At 62.1% G+C, this 17,849-nt stretch carries 14 protein-coding genes and 2 pseudogenes; 9 read left to right on the top strand and 7 right to left on the bottom strand.

Translation table 11 applies throughout. The features are described from left to right. Positions 1–30: 30 nt before the first annotated feature. The 3 genes from dnaQ to PFU01S_RS22265 all read right to left on the bottom strand — a co-directional run bounded on the left by dnaQ (position 31) and on the right by PFU01S_RS22265 (position 2,119). Positions 31–735, bottom strand: a complete 705-nt coding sequence (gene dnaQ, locus PFU01S_RS02615; RefSeq protein WP_241015291.1) for a DNA polymerase III subunit epsilon — start codon at positions 733–735, stop codon at positions 31–33. 150 nt (positions 736–885) lie between these two features. Further along, a complete protein-coding gene (gene rnhA, locus PFU01S_RS02610) occupies positions 886–1,332 on the bottom strand; it encodes a ribonuclease HI (protein ID WP_023534768.1) in 447 nt (148 codons plus the stop codon). A 13-nt stretch (positions 1,333–1,345) separates the two neighbouring features. Next, positions 1,346–2,119 (bottom strand): class I SAM-dependent methyltransferase, encoded by a 774-nt coding sequence (locus PFU01S_RS22265; protein ID WP_027916259.1) that lies wholly within the window; start codon positions 2,117–2,119, stop codon positions 1,346–1,348. Positions 2,120–2,205: 86 nt separating this feature from the next. Here PFU01S_RS22265 and gloB point away from each other — a divergent pair, with 86 nt between their 5' ends. The 7 genes from gloB (at position 2,206) to PFU01S_RS02570 (ending at position 12,012) form a co-directional block, all read left to right on the top strand. Next, positions 2,206–2,985 (top strand): hydroxyacylglutathione hydrolase, encoded by a 780-nt coding sequence (gloB, locus tag PFU01S_RS02600; RefSeq protein ID WP_027916260.1) that lies wholly within the window; start codon positions 2,206–2,208, stop codon positions 2,983–2,985. Positions 2,986–3,085: 100 nt separating this feature from the next. Further along, entirely contained in the window at positions 3,086–4,516 is a 1,431-nt protein-coding gene (locus PFU01S_RS02595; protein ID WP_027916261.1) for a lytic transglycosylase domain-containing protein, read from the top strand. Between the two features lie 129 nt (positions 4,517–4,645). Then, positions 4,646–6,475, top strand: coding sequence for an extracellular solute-binding protein (locus tag PFU01S_RS02590; RefSeq protein WP_081783924.1), 1,830 nt, complete (start codon positions 4,646–4,648; stop codon positions 6,473–6,475). Further along, the gene (locus tag PFU01S_RS02585; protein WP_028686578.1) at positions 6,472–8,307 is read left to right on the top strand and encodes an extracellular solute-binding protein; all 1,836 of its coding nucleotides are present in this window, start codon (positions 6,472–6,474) and stop codon (positions 8,305–8,307) included. Before PFU01S_RS02590 ends, PFU01S_RS02585 begins: the two co-directional genes overlap by 4 nt. 1 nt (position 8,308) lies before the next feature. Further along, positions 8,309–9,382, top strand: a complete 1,074-nt coding sequence (locus PFU01S_RS02580) for a microcin C ABC transporter permease YejB (RefSeq protein ID WP_028686579.1) — start codon at positions 8,309–8,311, stop codon at positions 9,380–9,382. A 1-nt stretch (position 9,383) separates the two neighbouring features. Continuing rightward, positions 9,384–10,403 carry an ABC transporter permease gene (locus PFU01S_RS02575; protein ID WP_023534824.1) on the top strand — a complete coding sequence of 340 codons (1,020 nt, stop codon included), beginning with the start codon at positions 9,384–9,386 and terminating at the stop codon, positions 10,401–10,403. 1 nt (position 10,404) lies between these two features. Further along, entirely contained in the window at positions 10,405–12,012 is a 1,608-nt protein-coding gene (locus PFU01S_RS02570) for an ABC transporter ATP-binding protein (protein ID WP_027916265.1), read from the top strand. 70 nt (positions 12,013–12,082) lie between these two features. Here PFU01S_RS02570 and PFU01S_RS02565 read toward each other — a convergent pair whose 3' ends face one another. After that, the gene (locus PFU01S_RS02565; RefSeq protein WP_028686580.1) at positions 12,083–12,514 is read right to left on the bottom strand and encodes a hypothetical protein; all 432 of its coding nucleotides are present in this window, start codon (positions 12,512–12,514) and stop codon (positions 12,083–12,085) included. A gap of 87 nt (positions 12,515–12,601) precedes the next feature. Here PFU01S_RS02565 and PFU01S_RS02560 point away from each other — a divergent pair, with 87 nt between their 5' ends. Continuing rightward, positions 12,602–12,982: a MerR family transcriptional regulator gene (locus PFU01S_RS02560; RefSeq protein WP_028686581.1), complete on the top strand. Its 381-nt coding sequence runs from the start codon at positions 12,602–12,604 to the stop codon at positions 12,980–12,982. Here PFU01S_RS02560 and PFU01S_RS22840 read toward each other — a convergent pair. Both PFU01S_RS22840 and PFU01S_RS22835 read right to left on the bottom strand, forming a co-directional pair. Next, positions 12,963–13,394: pseudogene (locus tag PFU01S_RS22840) on the bottom strand (methyl-accepting chemotaxis protein); the annotation flags it as partial. The gene PFU01S_RS02560 and the pseudogene PFU01S_RS22840 sit on opposite strands and share 20 nt — an antisense overlap. Positions 13,395–13,499: 105 nt before the next feature. Next, positions 13,500–14,075 (bottom strand): annotated as a pseudogene (locus PFU01S_RS22835) (PAS domain-containing protein); the annotation flags it as partial. 411 nt (positions 14,076–14,486) lie between these two features. On the opposite strand from PFU01S_RS22835, the gene PFU01S_RS02550 reads away from it, so the two are divergent. After that, positions 14,487–17,414 (top strand): aminotransferase, encoded by a 2,928-nt coding sequence (locus PFU01S_RS02550; protein ID WP_028686582.1) that lies wholly within the window; start codon positions 14,487–14,489, stop codon positions 17,412–17,414. Positions 17,415–17,627: 213 nt separating this feature from the next. Here the strand turns inward: PFU01S_RS02550 and PFU01S_RS02545 are convergent. After that, positions 17,628–17,849 (bottom strand): hypothetical protein (locus PFU01S_RS02545; protein ID WP_176564488.1); only part of this gene is annotated, 222 nt, incomplete at its 5' end.

The raw sequence follows: 17,849 nt of genomic DNA, 5'->3' as shown, positions 1-17,849 counted from the left end.
TTGATTGACCAGCAGCAGGCCGTCGCTTTTTCAGTCCGCTGACCGCTCAGCCAGTGCCTGCCAGAGCGATGGGCCGCCAGCGGACTTGGCAATCGCTGCAAGGCGTTCGGCATGAGCTTCGAGCTCATCCGGTGCGGCCAGAATGACCCGGCCGGGCGCGCGACCGCTGATGCGACGAATGTCAGCTCCTCCGCTACCCTGCCCGTTTTCGTCCGAATCGCTGCCATGCCCTGCCAACGAGAGGCTGGTCTGCCCCCCGGTCATTGCCAGGTAGACATCCGCCAGCAGCTCGGCGTCGAGCAACGCGCCGTGCAGTTCGCGCCCCGAGTTGTCGATATCGTAGCGTTTGCACAAGGCATCCAGGCTGTTGCGTTGCCCCGGATGACGCGCCCGCGCCAGCAACAAGGTGTCGAGAATGGTGCAGTGCTGGGACAGGTCAGCACGGTCCTGCTGGCCCAGCAGCGCGAACTCGTTGTTGATGAACCCGACGTCGAATGCCGCGTTGTGGATGACCAGCGTAGCGCCCTGGATGAACGCGAAGAACTCCTCGGCGACGTCGCCGAAGCGCGGCTTGCCAACCAGGAAGGCGTCAGTGATGCCGTGGACGTTGATCGCGCCCTCGTCACTTTCGCGGTCAGGCTGCAGGTAGACGTGGAAATGCCTGCCTGTCAGGCGCCTGCCGACCACCTCGACGCAGCCAATCTCGATGATGCGGTGCCCCTCGCTGACCGGCATACCCGTGGTTTCGGTATCGAGGATAACGAACCGCTTGTCTTGCTGTTGCTCCACTTGGGGGACTCCAACTTGCATCGTTTACAAAGGTGCGCAGTATAACAGCAGGGCGAGCGCTGAGCCCCCTTCGCACCTGGCATCGGGTTCAGCGCGTCATGCCCGGGCGCGCACTTCGTCCACGCCACGGTTGGCCAGCTGGTCCGCACGCTCGTTGCCGGGGTGGCCAATGTGGCCGCGGACCCATTTCCAGGTCACCTTGTGGCGGTTGACCTGTTCGTCGAGTAACTGCCACAGGTCGGCATTCTTCACAGGTTCCTTGGCCGCGGTTTTCCAGCCACGCTTTTTCCAGTTGACCATCCATTCGTTGATGCCTTTCATCACGTACTGCGAGTCAGTCGTCAGCACGACCTCGCATTCACGCTTGAGCGCCATCAGCCCCTGGATGGCGGCCATTAACTCCATGCGGTTGTTGGTGGTCTCGCGCTCGCCCCCCCACAACTCTTTTTCAACGCCTTTGAAAATCATCAGCACACCCCAGCCGCCGGGGCCAGGGTTGCCCTTGCAGGCACCATCGGTAAACATTTCGACGCTATCGCTCATGTACCACTCGTATTCACTGCTTATCGGGATCGGGGGTCGCCGAGGTGCGGTTGACCTTGGCCAATGGCAACGGCAGCAACTTGCCCATCGGCTCGCGACGCTGGGGCCGCAGCGGCCGCAGGCCCACGACCATCTTGCGCGCCACCAGCACATAGACACCGCCGCCAGCGCTTTGCCACCCGCCCGCCATGCGCTCCCACCCTTCCAGGCGCTGCTGCCAGGCGGGCGAAGCAAGCGGCGGACGATAGCACCCGAAGCGGCGTTTCTCCAAGGCAAAGCCCAGCAGGTTGAGCCAGTCACCCAGCCGCGAAGGCGAGATGCAGCGGGCCTTGCGCAAAGCGCCACGGCTAAACAGGTGACGCACCCCCCAACTGCTCCACGGATTGATCCCGACGATCAGCAGATGACCGCCTGGGCGCACGGCGCTGGCGGCCTCACGCAGCAGCCCGTGGGGCGACAGGCTGAAATCCAGCCCATGTTGCAACACCACCACATCGGCCGCGTGCTCGCTCAACGGCCAGGCCTGTTCCTCGCAGACGATCTCCACCCCCGGCAGCGGCGCGCCGAGGCGCACGTTGCGCTGGACCTTCGGCGCACTGGGTGGGGCGTCGGCGCAGGGGCCATAGTGCACCAGGTAGCCACCGAAGAAGCGACCCAGCTCTTCCTCCAGCAGCTTCTGTTCTTCTTGCAGCATCAATTGGCCGAGCGGGCCCTGAAACCACTCACGGGCCAGGCTGATCAGCTTGATCCAGTCCGGGTCGGCCTGGGCAAAGGCTTGGTCGGTCATTGTGCAATTCCTCGAAAGGTTCTCCCACCGCGCCATCGCGGCTAAGATGCCTTCATGTGCCAAGCAAGGCGAATCGGATTCCCACCATGATACAGATCGAAGCGTTGCCCGCTTTCTCGGACAATTACATCTGGTTGTTACAGGATACTGCCAAACGCCGCTGCGCGGTGGTCGACCCTGGCGATGCCGGCCCGGTGGAACGGTGGCTTGCCGCGCATCCTGGTTGGCAGCTCACCGACATGCTCATCACTCACCATCACAACGACCATGTAGGCGGTGTGGCGCGGCTCAAGGCGTTGACGGGCGCGCAAGTACACGGCCCAGCCAACGAGGATATCCCTTGCAGGGATGTGGCACTGGACGATGGCGACCAGGTCACAGTGCTGGGTGAGGTCTATGAGGTGCTTGCCGTGCCGGGCCATACACTGGGGCACATCGCGTTCTTCAACGCTGGCGCGGCCACGCCTGTACTGTTCAGTGGCGATACCCTGTTCGCAGCCGGATGCGGACGCATGTTCGAGGGCACTGCCGAGCAGATGCAACCGGCCCTGGCCCGCCTGGCAGCCCTGCCAGCCGAGACCCAGGTCTACTGCGCACATGAATACACCTTGAGCAATTTGCGTTTTGCCAAGGCCGTGGAACCTGACAATGAAGATGTAGTGAAGCGCTTCGAAACGGTCTCCCGGCTGCGTGCGCAAGACTGCATCACACTGCCCTCCACCATTGGTCTGGAACGGCTGACAAACCCCTTCCTGCGCACCGCTGAAACATCTGTTAAACAAAAAGCAGACGAATGGAAGGGACATTCCAACACCTCGCATGTCGCTGTTTTTGCTGCCTTGAGGTCTTGGAAAGACAGCTTCTGATAACCCCAAGATATATCGCAAGTGGCGGTCAAAGGTTGACCCGGTCCGGAGCGGTTCCTAGAATCGCCGAAATTTTTTGCCCGGATACCTGTGCCCGCCGATGTCTTCCCGAAGCCGCAGAACCTCTCATTCCGTCGCGCTGACGCGCCTGGCCCAGGTCAGTGCGCTCGCTCTGGCCGCCACCTTGGTGGGCTGCCAGAGCACCCATCAGCTCGACGAAGCCGATAGCGTCCGTGCGCACAGCCAGCAAGCGCGAATCAAACCAAGGCCGGCGCCATTGCTGGTCAAGCCGGTCGAGCAAGCGCCTCGGGATGTCTGGGAACGCATGCGCCAGGGCTTCGTGCTCCAGGAGTACCGCGACGTCAACCCGCGCATCGATCAACAGCGCCTGTGGTTTGCCAGCAACCCCACGTTCATCGAAAGCGCCGGGGAGCGCGGCAGCCTCTACCTGCACTACATCGTCGAACGCCTCGAGGAGCGCGGCATGCCGCTGGAGCTGGCCCTGCTGCCGGCGATCGAGAGCGCCTACAACCCCATGGCGTACTCCCGCGCCAGTGCAGCCGGCATGTGGCAGTTCATGCCAGCCACCGGTCGACACTTCAACCTGCGCCAGACCAACTTCTATGACGGCCGTCGGGATGTCACCGCTTCGACCAACGCCGCGCTCGACTACCTGACCCGCCTGCACGACATGTTCAACGGCGACTGGCTGCTGGCACTGGCGGCCTACAATGCTGGCGAAGGCACGGTCAGCCGCGCGATGGAGCGCAACGAGAAGCTGGGCTTGCCCACCGACTACTGGAACCTGCCACTGCCTCAGGAAACCCGCGACTACGTGCCCAAGCTGCTGGCCTTGTCACAGGTGGTCTCCACACCTGAAGCCTACGGCGTGAACCTGACGCCGATTGCCAATGAGCCCTACTTCGAGGCCGTCGCGATCAACGACCGGCTCGACCTGACGCGGGTGGCCGCTTTCGCCGACATCGACGAAGACGAACTCATCCAGCTGAACCCAGCCTTCAAGAAGCGCATGACGGTCGATGGCCCGAAGCAGTTGCTGGTGCCCACGGCCAAGGCGCAGTTGCTCTCGGCCAGCCTCTCCAACCTCAACCCCGAGCAGTTGGTCACCCTGCAGCCACCCAAGGCCGCTTTCGCTCGCGCCGTGGCCGAAGCCCAGGCGCCTGTGGCCGCGCGCAGCTACAAGGTCAGGCGTGGTGACAACCTGGGGACCATCGCCAAGGCCAACCGTGTATCCATTGCGGACATCAAGCGCTGGAACCGCCTGTCGGGCAGCAGCCTGCGCGCCGGCCAGGTGCTAGCCTTGCGCGGCGGCAAAGCCTCCAGTGGCGCCGCTAACCGGGTCGCCAGCTCGGCAAAACGCACAACCCAATACAAGGTGCGCAAGGGCGATTCGCTGTATCTGGTGGCCAAACGCTTCAATGTCGAGATGACCCACCTCAAGCGCTGGAATCCGCGCAGTGGCCATGCGCTCAAACCCGGCCAGACCCTGACCGTCTACGTCGGCCACTGACCCCAGGCGGCAAGCGGACACCTGTGCGTGCGCGTACCTGTGTTTTCTTGCCGTTTGGCGCTTGCTGCGCCAGTGCAAACTGTTACTGTAGCCCGATCAAAGCCCAATGCCTTTGGATCGGATGCCGACTTGATACGTCCCCTCCTTCTTACACTCAGCCTGGCCTTGAGCTTTCCCGCAGTCGCAACCGTGAGCGAAAGCCACGGTTACGCGCAGTTCGGCACGCTCAAGTACCCGGCCTCGTTCACCCATTTCGACTGGGTCAACCCGCAAGCCCCCAAAGGTGGCACATTGCGGGCGATGGCCTTCGGTACGTTCGACACGCTCAACCCCTATACCTTCAAGGGTACGAGCCCGGTGAGCACGCCCAACTTTCAACAGTATGGGGTCAATGAACTCAACGAGACCCTCATGGTGGGTACCGGCCAGTACGACCCCTCGGGCGATGAGCCGACCTCCAGTTACGGGTTGATTGCCCGCTCGGTCGAATACAGCCAGGACCGCAGCTGGGTAGTGTTCAACCTGCGCCCGCAAGCCCGCTGGCACGATGGCAAGCCCATCACGTCGGCAGACGTGGCCTTCTCCTTCCGCACACTGCTCAAGGAAGGTCATCCGCTTTACCGGACCAACCTGCAGGAAGTGCAGCGGGTGGACATTCTCGGGCCGCTGCGTATTCGCTTCGTGTTCAAGCGAGCCGGCAACCCGTTGTTGATCCTGCGCCTTGGGGAAATGCCCGTCCTGCCCCAGCATTACTGGCGTACGCGCGACTTCAAGGCCACTACCTTCGAACCCCCGCTGGGCAGTGGGCCTTACCGGGTGACCCAGGTACAGCCAGGCCGGCGCCTGGTGTTCGAGCGCGTCAAAAACTACTGGGGCAAAGACCTGGCGGTGAATCGAGGCAAGTACAACTTCGACCGTGTCGAGTACGAGTTCTACCGCGACTCCACCGTTGCCTTCGAAGCCTTCAAGGCAGGTGAGTTCGACATCTACATCGAGCATCAGGCCAAGAACTGGGCCAACGGCTACACGTTCCCCGCCGTGCGACGCGGCGAGGTGATCAAGGCGCAGATCCCCCACCGCATCCCTACCCAGACCCAGGGCCTGTTCATGAACAGCCGTCGCGCCACCTTCAGCGATCCACGGGTGCGCCAGGCACTGGGCTTGATGTTCGATTTCGAGTGGACCAACCGTGCCCTGTTCAGCAGCGCCTACCGGCGCTCGACCAGTTATTACCCCAATAGCGAGTTCGCGGCCGCTGGCCTGCCCCAAGGCAAGGAATGGCTGTTGCTGGCCCCGTTTCGCGACCAGCTCGCGGCCAAGCTGTTCACTGAACCCTACCAGGTCAGCCGTACGGACGGGCGCGGGATTGACCGGCAGACGTTGCGCAAGGCCCTGGCTTTGCTGGCTGAGGCCGGGTGGACACTCAAGGGCCAGCGTCTGGTCGACAGCAAGGGCCAACCGCTGCGCATGGAAGTGCTACTGGTAAACCCCAACCTGGAACGCATCCTGCAGCCGTATGTCGAAAACCTCTCCAGCATCGGTGTAGACGCGCGCTTGCGAACCGTGGACCGCGCTCAGTACAAACAGCGACTGGACCAGTTTGACTTCGACATGATTCTGATGACCCTGAACCAGACCCTGAGCCCGGGCCTCGAGCAGTGGCTGTACTTCCATTCAAGCCAGGCGGCCATCAAGGGCAGCAAGAATTACGCCGGGGTCGACGACCCCGTGGTCGATCACCTGCTAGACACCTTGCTGGCGGCGCGCACTCGCGATGATCAGGTCGCAGCGGCGCGAGCGCTGGACCGCGTGCTCTCATGGCAGCACTACATGATTCCCAACTGGTACCTCGACAATCACCGCCTGGCCTACCGCAATCGGTTCGGCTTCGTCACCACGCCGCCCTATACCCTCGGGCTGAACAGCTGGTGGATCAAGACTTCGGAGAAAGCCCAATGACGCCCACGCATTCCTTGCGCCGGCTGGCTGGCAGCCTGTTGCTGGCCTGCCTGAGCCTTCCCTCGCTGGCAGCGCCGCAGCACGCACTCACGCTGTACGACGAGCCGCCCAAGTACCCGGCGGATTTCAAGCACTTCGACTACGTGAACCCGGACGCCCCCAAGGGCGGCACCTTCCGCCAGTCCAGCTTTGGCGGGTTCGACAGCCTCAACCCCTTCATCAACAAAGGGGTATCTGCCGAAAACATCAGCATCATCTACGACACCTTGATGCGCCAGAGCCTGGACGAGCCTTTCACCGAATACGGCCTGGTCGCTCGACAGATCGAGAAGGCGCCTGACAACAGCTGGGTGCGCTTCTACCTGCGCCCCGAGGCGCGGTTCCACGATGGCCATCCCATGCGTGCCGAAGACGTGGTGTTCACCTTCAATGCGCTGATGAAGGACGGTGCTCCCCTGTACCGCCAATACTATGCGGACGTGGCCGAGGTGGTCGCCGAAGACCCGCTCAAGGTCGTGTTCAAGTTCAAGCACAAGGGCAACCGTGAACTGCCGCTGATCCTCGGCCAGTTGCCCGTGCTGCCCAAGCATTGGTACGCCCAGCGCGACTTCAACCGCGGCAATCTGGAAATCCCACTGGGCAGCGGCCCGTACAAGGTGGCCGAGGTCAAGGCCGGGCGTTCGGTCCGTTATGAGCGGGTCAAGGACTACTGGGCCAAGGACTTGCCCATCAACCGTGGCTTCTACAATTTCGACGCCATGACCTTCGACGCCTACCGCGACACCACGGTCGCGTTGGAGGCACTGAAGGCGGGCGCCTTCGATTATGCGCTGGAAGTCAGCGCCAAGAACTGGGCCACGGCTTACAACGTGCCTGCTGTGCGCGACGGCCGCCTGATCAAGGAGGAGCTGCCCAATGGCAACCCTACTGGCATGCAGGGCTTCATCTTCAACATTCGCCGGCCGGTATTCCAGGATATCCGCGTGCGCAAGGCGCTGAGCCTGCTGCTGGACTATGAATGGACCAACAAGCAGCTGTTCAACGGCGCCTACACACGCACCGGCAGTTACTTCGAGAACTCCGAGATGGCGGCCCGCGGCCTACCCGGCCCTGGCGAACTTCAAATCCTCGAACCGGTGCGCAGCCAGGTGCCAGAACAGGTCTTCACCCAGGCCTTCCATAACCCGGTCAGCGACGGCAGCGGCATGATCCGGGAGCAGCAGCGCCAAGCCTACAAGTTGCTGCAGGAGGCGGGCTGGAAAATCGTCGACGACAAGATGGTCGACACCAACGGCCAGCCGGTCAGCATCGAGTTCCTGCTCGCCCAGACCGAGTTCGAACGCATTTTGCTGCCGTTCAAGCGCAACCTCGCGGACCTGGGTATCGAACTCAACATCCGCCGGGTCGATGTGTCCCAGTACATCACCCGCCTGCGCTCGCGCGATTACGACATGATCGTGGGCGGCTACCCCCAGTCCAACTCTCCTGGCAACGAACAGAGGGAATTCTGGTCCAGCGCGGCCGCCGACAACCCCGGGAGCCGCAATTTCATCGGCCTGCGTGACCCCGCCATCGACCAACTGGTCGATGGCCTGATCAACGCCGAGTCGCGTCAGAGCCTGATCGACCACTGCCGTGCCCTGGACCGGGTATTGCTGTGGGGCTACTACGTGATCCCGAACTGGCACATCAAGACCTGGCGCGTGGCCTATTGGAACCACATCGGTCACCCCAAGGTTTCGCCCAAGTACGACATCGGCATCGACACCTGGTGGATCAAGCCCGGCTCAACGCCCAAGGCAACCCAGGCCACTGCTGGCGAGGCCAACTGACATGCTGGCCTATATCCTGCGGCGACTGCTGCTAATCATCCCTACACTGTTCGGCATCCTGATCATCAACTTCATCATCGTCCAGGCCGCACCTGGCGGGCCGGTGGAACAGATGATCGCCAAGCTCGAAGGCTTCGAAGGCGCCACCAGCCGGATCGCAGGTGGCGGTGCCGAGGTGTCGGTGGCCGGCTCCAACTACCGGGGTGCACAGGGCCTGGACCCTGCGCTGGTGGCGGAGATCGAGCGCATGTACGGCTTCGACAAATCGCCGCCCGAACGCCTGTGGATCATGATCAAGAACTACGCCCAGCTGGATTTTGGCGACAGTTTCTTCCGTGACGCCAAGGTCATCGACCTGATTCTGGAGAAGATGCCCGTATCGATCTCACTGGGGCTGTGGAGCACGCTGATCATGTACCTGATCTCGATCCCCCTGGGGATCGCCAAGGCGGTTCGCCACGGCAGTCACTTCGATGTGTGGACCAGCTCGGCGATCATCGTGGGCTATGCCATCCCGGCGTTCCTGTTCGCCATCTTGCTTATCGTCCTGTTCGCCGGCGGCAGCTACTTCGACTGGTTCCCACTGCGCGGCCTGACCTCCAACAACTTCGATGAGCTGAGCACCACAGGCAAGGTCCTCGATTATTTCTGGCACCTGGTGTTGCCGATCACGGCCTTGGTGATCGGCAACTTCGCCACCATGACGCTGCTGACCAAGAACAGCTTTCTCGACGAGATCAACAAGCAGTACGTGGTCACCGCCAAGGCCAAGGGCCTGAGCCGGTCGCGGGTGCTGTATGGCCACGTGTTCCGTAATGCCATGCTGCTGGTGATCGCCGGCTTTCCTTCGGCCTTCATCGGCATCTTCTTCACAGGCTCGCTGCTGATCGAGGTGATCTTCAGCCTCGACGGGCTGGGCCTGATGAGTTTCGAAGCGGCCATCAACCGCGATTACCCGGTGGTCTTCGGCACCCTGTTCATCTTCACCCTCCTGGGGCTGGTGGTGAAACTGATCGGCGACCTGACCTACACCCTGGTCGATCCACGTATCGACTTTGCCAGCCGGGAGCACTGACATGGCCTTGTCCCCCCTGAACCGTCGTCGCTTCGAGCGTTTCAAGGCCAACCGCCGTGGCTGGTGGTCGCTGTGGCTGTTCCTGATCCTGTTCGGGTTGAGCCTGGGCGCCGAGCTCATCGCCAATGACAAGCCCATTGCCGTGCATTACGACGGCCAGTGGTACTTCCCTGCCTTCAAGCGCTACCCGGAAACCACCTTTGGCGGTGAGTTCCCGCTGGAAGCCAACTACAAAAGCCCCTACGTGCGTGACCTGCTGGCCAAGAAAGACAGCTTCGTGCTGTGGGCGCCCATACCCTTCAGCTACCAGAGCATCAACTACGACCTGCGTGTACCCGCCCCCGCCCCGCCCTCATCCGACAACTGGCTGGGCACCGATGATCAAGGGCGCGACGTGCTGGCACGGGTAATCTACGGGTTTCGCATTTCGGTACTGTTCGCCCTGACCCTGACCGTGCTCAGCTCGATCATCGGCGTGATCGCCGGTGCCTTGCAGGGTTTCTATGGTGGCTGGGTAGACCTGGCCGGGCAACGCTTCCTGGAAATCTGGTCCGGCCTGCCGGTGCTTTACCTGCTGATCATCCTGGCCAGCTTCGTGCAGCCCAATTTCTGGTGGTTGCTGGGCATCATGCTGTTGTTTTCCTGGATGAGCCTGGTGGACGTGGTCCGCGCCGAATTCCTGCGCGGACGCAACCTTGAGTACGTGCGCGCCGCGCGCGCTCTGGGCATGCGCAACGGCGCGATCATGTACCGGCATATCCTGCCCAATGCCATGATCTCGACCATGACGTTCATGCCGTTCATTCTCACCGGCGCGATCGGCACGCTGACCGCGTTGGACTTCCTCGGCTTCGGCCTGCCTCCGGGGGCCCCGTCGCTCGGTGAGTTGGTTGCGCAGGGCAAATCCAACCTGCAGGCGCCGTGGCTTGGCATCAGCGCGTTCGCCGTGCTGGCCGTGATGCTGAGCCTGCTGGTATTCATCGGCGAGTCCGCCCGCGACGCCTTCGACCCGAGGAAGTGACATGAGCGAAGAAAACCTGATCGAAGTGCGCGACCTGGCCGTCGAATTCGTGAGTGGCGAGCACACCAACCGGGTGGTCGACGGCATCAGCTTCGACATCCGCAAGGGTGAAACGCTGGCGCTCGTCGGAGAAAGCGGTTCGGGCAAGTCGGTGACTGCCCACTCGATCCTGCGCTTGCTGCCCTATCCCCTGGCGCGTCATCCCAGTGGCACCATCCGCTACCAAGGCAAGGACTTGCTGCAGCAGAACGAAAAGAGCATGCAGCGCATTCGCGGCGACCGCATCGCGATGATTTTCCAGGAGCCGATGACCTCGCTCAATCCGCTGCACTGCATCGAAAAGCAGATCAACGAGATCCTGCTCATCCACAAGGGGCTGACCGGCAAGCAGGCCACCGCTCGCACCCTTGAGTTGCTGGAGATGGTGGGTATCCCAGAGCCGCGCAAGCGCCTCAAGGCGCTGCCCCACGAACTCTCGGGCGGCCAACGCCAACGTGTGATGATCGCCATGGCGTTGGCCAACGAGCCAGAACTGCTGATTGCAGATGAACCGACCACCGCGCTGGACGTGACCGTACAGCTCAAGGTGCTCGACCTGCTCAAGGCGCTGCAGGCGCGCCTGGGCATGGCCCTGTTGTTGATCAGCCACGACCTGAATTTGGTACGGCGAATCGCGCACCGGGTGTGCGTGATGCAGCAGGGGCAGATCGTCGAACAAGCCGACTGCGCCACGCTGTTCGATGCCCCACAGCACCCGTATACGCAGATGCTGATCAACGCCGAGCCCAGCGGTTTGCCGGCTCACAACACACCCGGCTCGCCACTGCTGGCGGTGGACGACCTGAAAGTGTGGTTCCCGATCAAGAAAGGCTTGCTGCGCCGCACCGTCGACCACGTGAAAGCCGTGGACGGTATCAATTTCAGCCTGCCTCAGGGGCAGACCTTGGGCATTGTGGGCGAGTCGGGCTCAGGCAAGTCGACTCTGGGCCTGGCGATTCTGCGCTTGATTGGGAGCCAAGGCGGCATCCGCTTCCACGGCAAGGACCTGCAAGGGCTGAACCAGCAAGCCGTGCGTCCGCTGCGCCGGGAAATGCAGGTGGTATTCCAGGACCCGTTCGGCAGCCTCAGCCCCCGCATGAGCGTGGCCGAGATCGTGGGCGAAGGCCTGCGCATCCACCGTATCGGGACTGCCCAGGAACAGGAAGCAGCCATCATCGCAGCACTGCAGGAGGTCGGGCTGGACCCACAGACGCGCCATCGCTACCCCCATGAGTTCTCAGGCGGGCAGCGCCAGCGCATCGCGATCGCCAGGGCCCTGGTGCTCAAGCCGGCGCTGATCCTGCTGGACGAACCCACCTCCGCGCTGGACCGGACGGTGCAGCGCCAGGTGGTTGAGCTGCTGCGCAACCTGCAGCAAAAATACAACCTCACCTACTTGTTCATCAGTCACGACCTGGCGGTGGTCAAGGCCCTGAGCCATCAGCTGATGGTGATCAAGCAAGGTCATGTGGTCGAGCAAGGGGATGCTCAGGCCATCTTTCAGGACCCGCAGCACCCCTACACCCAGCAACTGCTGGAGGCGGCGTTCTTGCAGCCTGAGGGCCGCTGACACCCTCGGCGCGTTAGTCATGTCCCGGCCCGACGCGCTCATCCACAGGGCGCATCGGGTTGGCACGCTGTCAGGCGGCGGCGGGCGTTCTACACAGCGTCTGGCGACGCCCGGTGACGGGCATCAGTTGCAGGATCGCCCACACTACCTCCATCACCAAGATGCCCCAGATCAGCGCCGAGCCGCCGTGCATCAGCGCATACAGCTGCCAGCTACTGAACAGCACGCGACCGGCCGCATCATAACGACCGAACCGCACTTGAGGATGACTTATGCGCAGCCACGCCCACACGCAGACGATCGAGCCCATGAGGTTGGCCATCAACAGGTGCATTGGCTCGAACACCGGCAATTCACCGTAAAGCCCCAGTGAGGCGTGCATATCCCCCAGCCAGCCGTGCAACCAGACAAATGTCCATGGGGTCGCAAAACCGATGGTCATCAGCAAATCGTAATAACCACTGATACGCACCAGCTTGCGGTAGTGGGGCTTGCTCCACATCGTCTTACACCTTCCTCAAGTAAAGAAGGCCCCAGGCTAGAGCCTGGAGTATGCTCCAGGGTCAAGCACCCTTAGAAGGAAATTACCGTGCGAATTGGTCGACTTGCCGCCTGCTGCGAGGTCAGCCGCGATACCCTGCGGTTCTATGAGGCCAAGGGTTTGATCAAGGCCCAGCGCTCGGCCAACGGTTACCGGGACTATGCCGATGACACCGTACAGCTGGTCGCCTTCATCCGTACGGCGCAGCACCTTGGGTTCAGCCTCAGCGAAATTGGCAGCAACGTGCAGCAGTTGTGGAGCGCAACCGAACCGGCACAAGCCCTTGAAGCACTGTTGCGCGATAAACTGGCGCTTATCGAGCAGCGCATGGCCGACCTGCAGGCACTGCGTGCATCCCTGCTGCACCGCCTGGACCTGGCCTGCCCCCTGCGCCCGAACCTACAGGATGCTAACGCAGGTCCTTGCTGACCCGCTCGACAGCGCCGACCACGCGCTTGGCACCTTCCTGGATACTGCTGATCACATGCCCCGCATGGTCAGCCAGCTGCAGGCCGTTGGCAGCCTCGGCACGGCTGCTTTGCACTTCGCCTACGGCCTGGGTCACCAACGCCTGATTTCGTGCCACCACCGCGTCGATTTCCGCCGTGGCTGCGCTGGTGCGACCGGCCAGTTTGCGTACTTCGTCGGCGACCACGGCAAAGCCACGCCCCTGATCACCTGCTCGCGCCGCCTCGATGGCCGCATTGAGCGCCAGCAGATTGGTTTGCGATGCAATAGCGCCAATGGTCTGGACGATGGCGCTGATCACCGTCGATTGCTGGCCGAGCGCGCTGATGGTATCGCCAGCCGACTGCAGTTGACGCGCGACCCCCTGCATGGACTGCCCCACTTCCTGCATGACCACGACCCCTTCACTGGCGCTGCCATCGGTTTGCAGCGACACTTCAAGCGCCACCTGCGCTGCTTGCTTGACTGCCTCTTCACGCTGCACCTGGTCGGTCACCAAGGAAGCGAACTTGACCACCCTCACCAGCTTGCCGCTGGCATCGCTGACCGGGTTATAGCTGGCCTCGAGCCAGACCTCATGCCCGTGGCGGTCCAGGCGCTTGAAACGCCCGGTCACGTAGCGACCTGCGTTGAGCGTGCGCCAAAAATTGCTATAGGCCTCGCCTTTGACCTCATCAGGGCTGCAGAACATGCGGTGATGGTGTCCCACCACTTCGTCCAGGCGGTAGCCCAACGCCGTCAGGAAATTGGAGTTGGCGGACACCACCTTGCCCTCAAGGTCGAACTGAATGATGGCGCTGGAGCGCAACAGGGCCTCCAGCAGCGCCTGGCTTTCCTGCGCCGGAGCGGCCAGCCAGTTTCCGAGTGGCTGCCCTACCACCTCTTCGGGCGAAACGCCCAAGGCAGTGGCGAACGCCGAGCTGCATTCGAGGGCGCGACGTTGTGCATCAAGGCGCAGGAATGCGCCGCTTTCCAAGACGTCGAGGCGCTGGCGAAGCGCGGCCAGTTCGGTTTCGCGGGCGGCCAAGGTAGCTTTGAGTTGCCGATTGAACATAGGGGTCACCTGAGGGTGGGGTGCGTCAGCACCAGCGTCTTGTCACCACTTATGTGTGACAAATCAGTCAATACTTGTACATCCCCAAGGCACAGTCCAACGGAGTGCCTGGAGTCTGTTCGTCACGTCCCTGATGCCGTTTCGACTAGAAGATACGGTGGTCGTTCCTATAGAAGGGGTTAATAAGTGTGATTGAGCGAGGCCAGGACTCACCCTGGGATGCCATCATTAAGGCATCGTATTTCTTGTACAGGAAATTCTCGGTGTACATGACCGATGCGCGGGCCGTTGCTCCACGGCGTAGCCGCACTGCTTGTGGGGTTGTCAGAAAAACTGAAGACAATCGTCTTTCTTCATCGCTCAGAACGGGCATTAATGGCGTCAGTCCCCTTCATGACCCGGTACGACCCCATGCCTGCACACCTTCATGATGCTGCCACCGCCCTTCGCCAAATCGCAGAACGTGTGAGCCTGCCTGCGCCCTCTCTGGAACCCTCCCAGGCCCTTGCAATGCTTTGGGAGCATTACGGCCTGCGGGGTGACATACAGCCGCTTGGTAGTCAGCAGGATCTGAATGTACTTATGGATACTGGCCAGACCCAGTTCGTGCTCAAGGCGTGTCACGCCAGCTATGCCGAGCCCGAGTTGCATGCCCAGCATGCTGCGCTGGGCGTGCTGCGGGACCGGGGCTTGCCGGTGCCTTCGGTGCTTGCCGCAAAGGATGGCGATACCCTGCTGACATTGCCTATCGATGGGCAGGTGCTGAGGTTCCGGGTTTTGGAGTACTTGCAAGGACAACCCCTGACCCGATGCGGATGGCTTCCCGCCCCCGTGATGAGGGCGATGGGCACGCTCTGCGCGCAGGTCGACAGAGCCCTGGCCGATTTTGACCACGAGGGTCTAGAGCGAACGCTGCAGTGGGACCCCAGGCATGCCCCGGCATTGATTGACCGCCTGCTGTCACAGGTAGACGACCCCAGGCAACGCGAACGGCTGAGCGAGGCAGCACGCGCCGCGGCCTTGCGCCTGTACCCCTTGATGGAGCAATTGCCCATCCAGGCCGTGCACCTGGACATCACCGATGACAATACCGTCTGGGCTCGCGATGCGCAGCGCGAGTGGCAACTGCAGGGGCTCATCGATTTCGGCGACTTGGTTCGCACCTGGCGCGTTGCCGACCTGTCGGTGACCTGCGCAGCCCTGCTGCATCATGCCGAAGGCGACCCCTTCAGGGTGCTCGCCGCAGTCAGTGCCTATCAGGCGGTCAATCCGCTGACCGAGGCAGAACTACGCGCGTTGTGGCCCTTGGTGCTCAACCGTGCAATTGTGCTGGTGCTCAGTAGTGCTCAACAGCAGGCCATCGACCCTGGTAACCAGTACATCCGCGATAACGCCGCCCACGAATGGCAGATTTTCGAGACTGCGCAGGCGACACCGCTGGCACTGATGGAAGTCGCCATTTTGCAGGCAGCTGGCTTGGCGTCTTGTGTACCAAGCTTCGATGATTGCGCACCGCTGCTCCCTACCGTGGCTGGCCGCCCTGTCGCCCGCCTGGACTTGGGTGTACTGAGCGTGCACTGCGACGCCGGCAACTGGGAAGTGCCAGGGTTTGACCAGCGTCTGCTGGCAGCCCAGTCAGCGCCAGCGTGCACGTTGCATGGGCAGTATCGCCTGTCTCAGACGCACATCGATCGCAGCGAAGAACCGGCAACCTGTGCGTTGGGCGTGGAGCTGAAACTGGAACCGGGCACGGTCGTGCAGGCGCCGCAGGACGGCACATGGCGGTCGGTGGGTGAACAGAGCGGATATCTGCGCACCCCCTCATGGAACCTGTGGATCGATGGCTTGCCCCACGTCCCCGTCGACGGCCAACGGTTGCAAAAAGGTGATGCATTGGGCAAAAGCGGCGAGAGGCTCAGCGTTCAGCTGTGCCTGGACAGCAGCCTGGAACCGCCATTCTTCGCGGTGCCCTCCCAGGCGCCAGCATGGCTGGCCCTGTGCCCTTCCCCTGCGGGCTTACTGGGTGTGGACTGCAACGCCGACGCCCTGCCAGATCCCCACGCGTTGCTGGCTCGGCGCGAGGCCAGTTTTGCCCGGTCGCAAAAGCACTATTACGCCGACCCACCACAGATCGAGCGTGGCTGGCGCAACTACCTGATCGATCTGCACGGTCGCTCGTACCTGGACATGCTCAACAACGTGGCCGTCCTGGGGCACGGTCATCCGCGCATGGCGGCCGAGTCGGCGCGGCAGTGGTCGCTGCTCAACACCAATTCGCGTTTTCACTACGCCGCCGTCACCGAATTTTCCGAACGCCTGCTGGCCCTGGCGCCCGACGGTTTCGACCGCGTGTTCATGGTCAACAGCGGTACCGAAGCCAATGACCTGGCTATCCGCCTGGCATGGGCTTACAGCGGTGGCCGCGACATGCTCAGCGTGCTGGAGGCCTACCATGGCTGGTCGGTGGCGACGGATGCAATCTCCACGTCCATCGCCGACAACCCGCAGGCCCTGGAAACTCGCCCCGCCTGGGTGCACCCGGTAGAAGCCCCCAACACGTTCCGCGGCCGTTTCCGAGGCGCGGACAGCGCCGCTGACTACCTGCGCGACGTCGATGCTCGCCTGGCCGAACTCGATACGAACGGGCGCCAGCTGGCCGGGATCATCTGCGAGCCTGTGTATGGCAATGCCGGCGGCATCGCTTTACCGCCGGGCTATCTGCAAGCGGCCTATGCCAAGGTGCGTGCACGCGGCGGGGTGTGCATCGCCGACGAAGTGCAGGTGGGCTATGGCCGTCTAGGAGAGCATTTCTGGGGTTTCGAAGAGCAAGGCGTGGTGCCGGATATCATCACCATGGCCAAGGGTATGGGCAATGGCCAGCCGCTGGGGGTAGTGATCACTCGTCGCGACATCGCCGAGGCGCTGGAGGCTGAGGGGTACTTCTTTTCCTCTGCCGGCGGTAGCCCGGTCAGTTGCCGCATTGGCATGGCGGTGCTGGATGTGTTGCAGCAGGAGGGCCTGTGGGACAATGCCCGCGAAACCGGGCGCTATTTCAAGGCCCGGCTTCAAGCGCTGGTCGACAAGCACCCATTGGCAGGCGCGGCGCATGGTTCGGGCTTTTATCTGGGGCTGGAACTGGTGCGCGACCGGGATACGCTGGAACCTGCGACCGAGGAAACTCTGGTGCTGTGTGATCGCCTGCGCGAGCTGGGGATTTTCATGCAGCCGACGGGCGATTACCTGAACATCCTGAAGATCAAACCGCCGATGTGCACCAGGCGGGCGAGTGTGGATTATTTTGTCGACTGCATTGATCGGGTGCTTTCGCAGGGGGTGTGAAGTTTCGGTGTTTGAGCAAACTCATGAGACGACTGGGGTCGCTACGCGACCCATCGCGGCCGGTCCGACGCCCCGGCGAGGCCGCTCCCACACGGGCTGTATATAGGGGCGAGAGCAATGCACGACGGGAAGTTCTTAGGCTCTGGTAACAAAACCAGTCATAGCAGACGCAAATACTTAAAATCAAACAATAGCAACCAACAGCACTGAGATTCATCCATCAGCCAAACTGCCATACTGCTGTTGCTGTTGCTGTTGCTGTTGCTGTTGCTGTTGCTGTTGCTGTTGCTGTTGCTGTTGCTGTTGCTGTTGCTGTTGCTGTTGCTGTTGCTGTTGCTGTTGCTGTTGCTCTTGATCTTGCTGTTGCTCTTGATCTTGCTGTTGCTCTTGATCTTGCTCTTGCTCTTGCTCTTGATCTTGATCTTGCTTTTGATC

Origin of the sequence: Pseudomonas fulva NBRC 16637 = DSM 17717 (assembly GCF_000730565.1) — a bacterium.
GTDB classification, from domain to species: Bacteria; Pseudomonadota; Gammaproteobacteria; order Pseudomonadales; family Pseudomonadaceae; genus Aquipseudomonas; species Aquipseudomonas fulva.
This window is presented reverse-complemented; position numbering and strand designations above follow the sequence as displayed.

Excerpts from the sequence above, each read along its gene's own strand:
- dnaQ (WP_241015291.1), bottom strand. The coding sequence starts at position 735 with ATGCCGGTCAGCGAGGGGCACCGCATCATCGAGATTGGCTGCGTCGAG.
- rnhA (WP_023534768.1), bottom strand. The coding sequence starts at position 1,332 with ATGAGCGATAGCGTCGAAATGTTTACCGATGGTGCCTGCAAGGGCAAC.
- PFU01S_RS22265 (WP_027916259.1), bottom strand. The coding sequence starts at position 2,119 with ATGACCGACCAAGCCTTTGCCCAGGCCGACCCGGACTGGATCAAGCTG.
- gloB (WP_027916260.1), top strand. The coding sequence starts at position 2,206 with ATGATACAGATCGAAGCGTTGCCCGCTTTCTCGGACAATTACATCTGG.
- PFU01S_RS02595 (WP_027916261.1), top strand. The coding sequence starts at position 3,086 with ATGTCTTCCCGAAGCCGCAGAACCTCTCATTCCGTCGCGCTGACGCGC.
- PFU01S_RS02585 (WP_028686578.1), top strand. The coding sequence starts at position 6,472 with ATGACGCCCACGCATTCCTTGCGCCGGCTGGCTGGCAGCCTGTTGCTG.
- PFU01S_RS02580 (WP_028686579.1), top strand. The coding sequence starts at position 8,309 with ATGCTGGCCTATATCCTGCGGCGACTGCTGCTAATCATCCCTACACTG.
- PFU01S_RS02575 (WP_023534824.1), top strand. The coding sequence starts at position 9,384 with ATGGCCTTGTCCCCCCTGAACCGTCGTCGCTTCGAGCGTTTCAAGGCC.
- PFU01S_RS02570 (WP_027916265.1), top strand. The coding sequence starts at position 10,405 with ATGAGCGAAGAAAACCTGATCGAAGTGCGCGACCTGGCCGTCGAATTC.
- PFU01S_RS02565 (WP_028686580.1), bottom strand. The coding sequence starts at position 12,514 with ATGTGGAGCAAGCCCCACTACCGCAAGCTGGTGCGTATCAGTGGTTAT.
- PFU01S_RS02550 (WP_028686582.1), top strand. The coding sequence starts at position 14,487 with ATGCCTGCACACCTTCATGATGCTGCCACCGCCCTTCGCCAAATCGCA.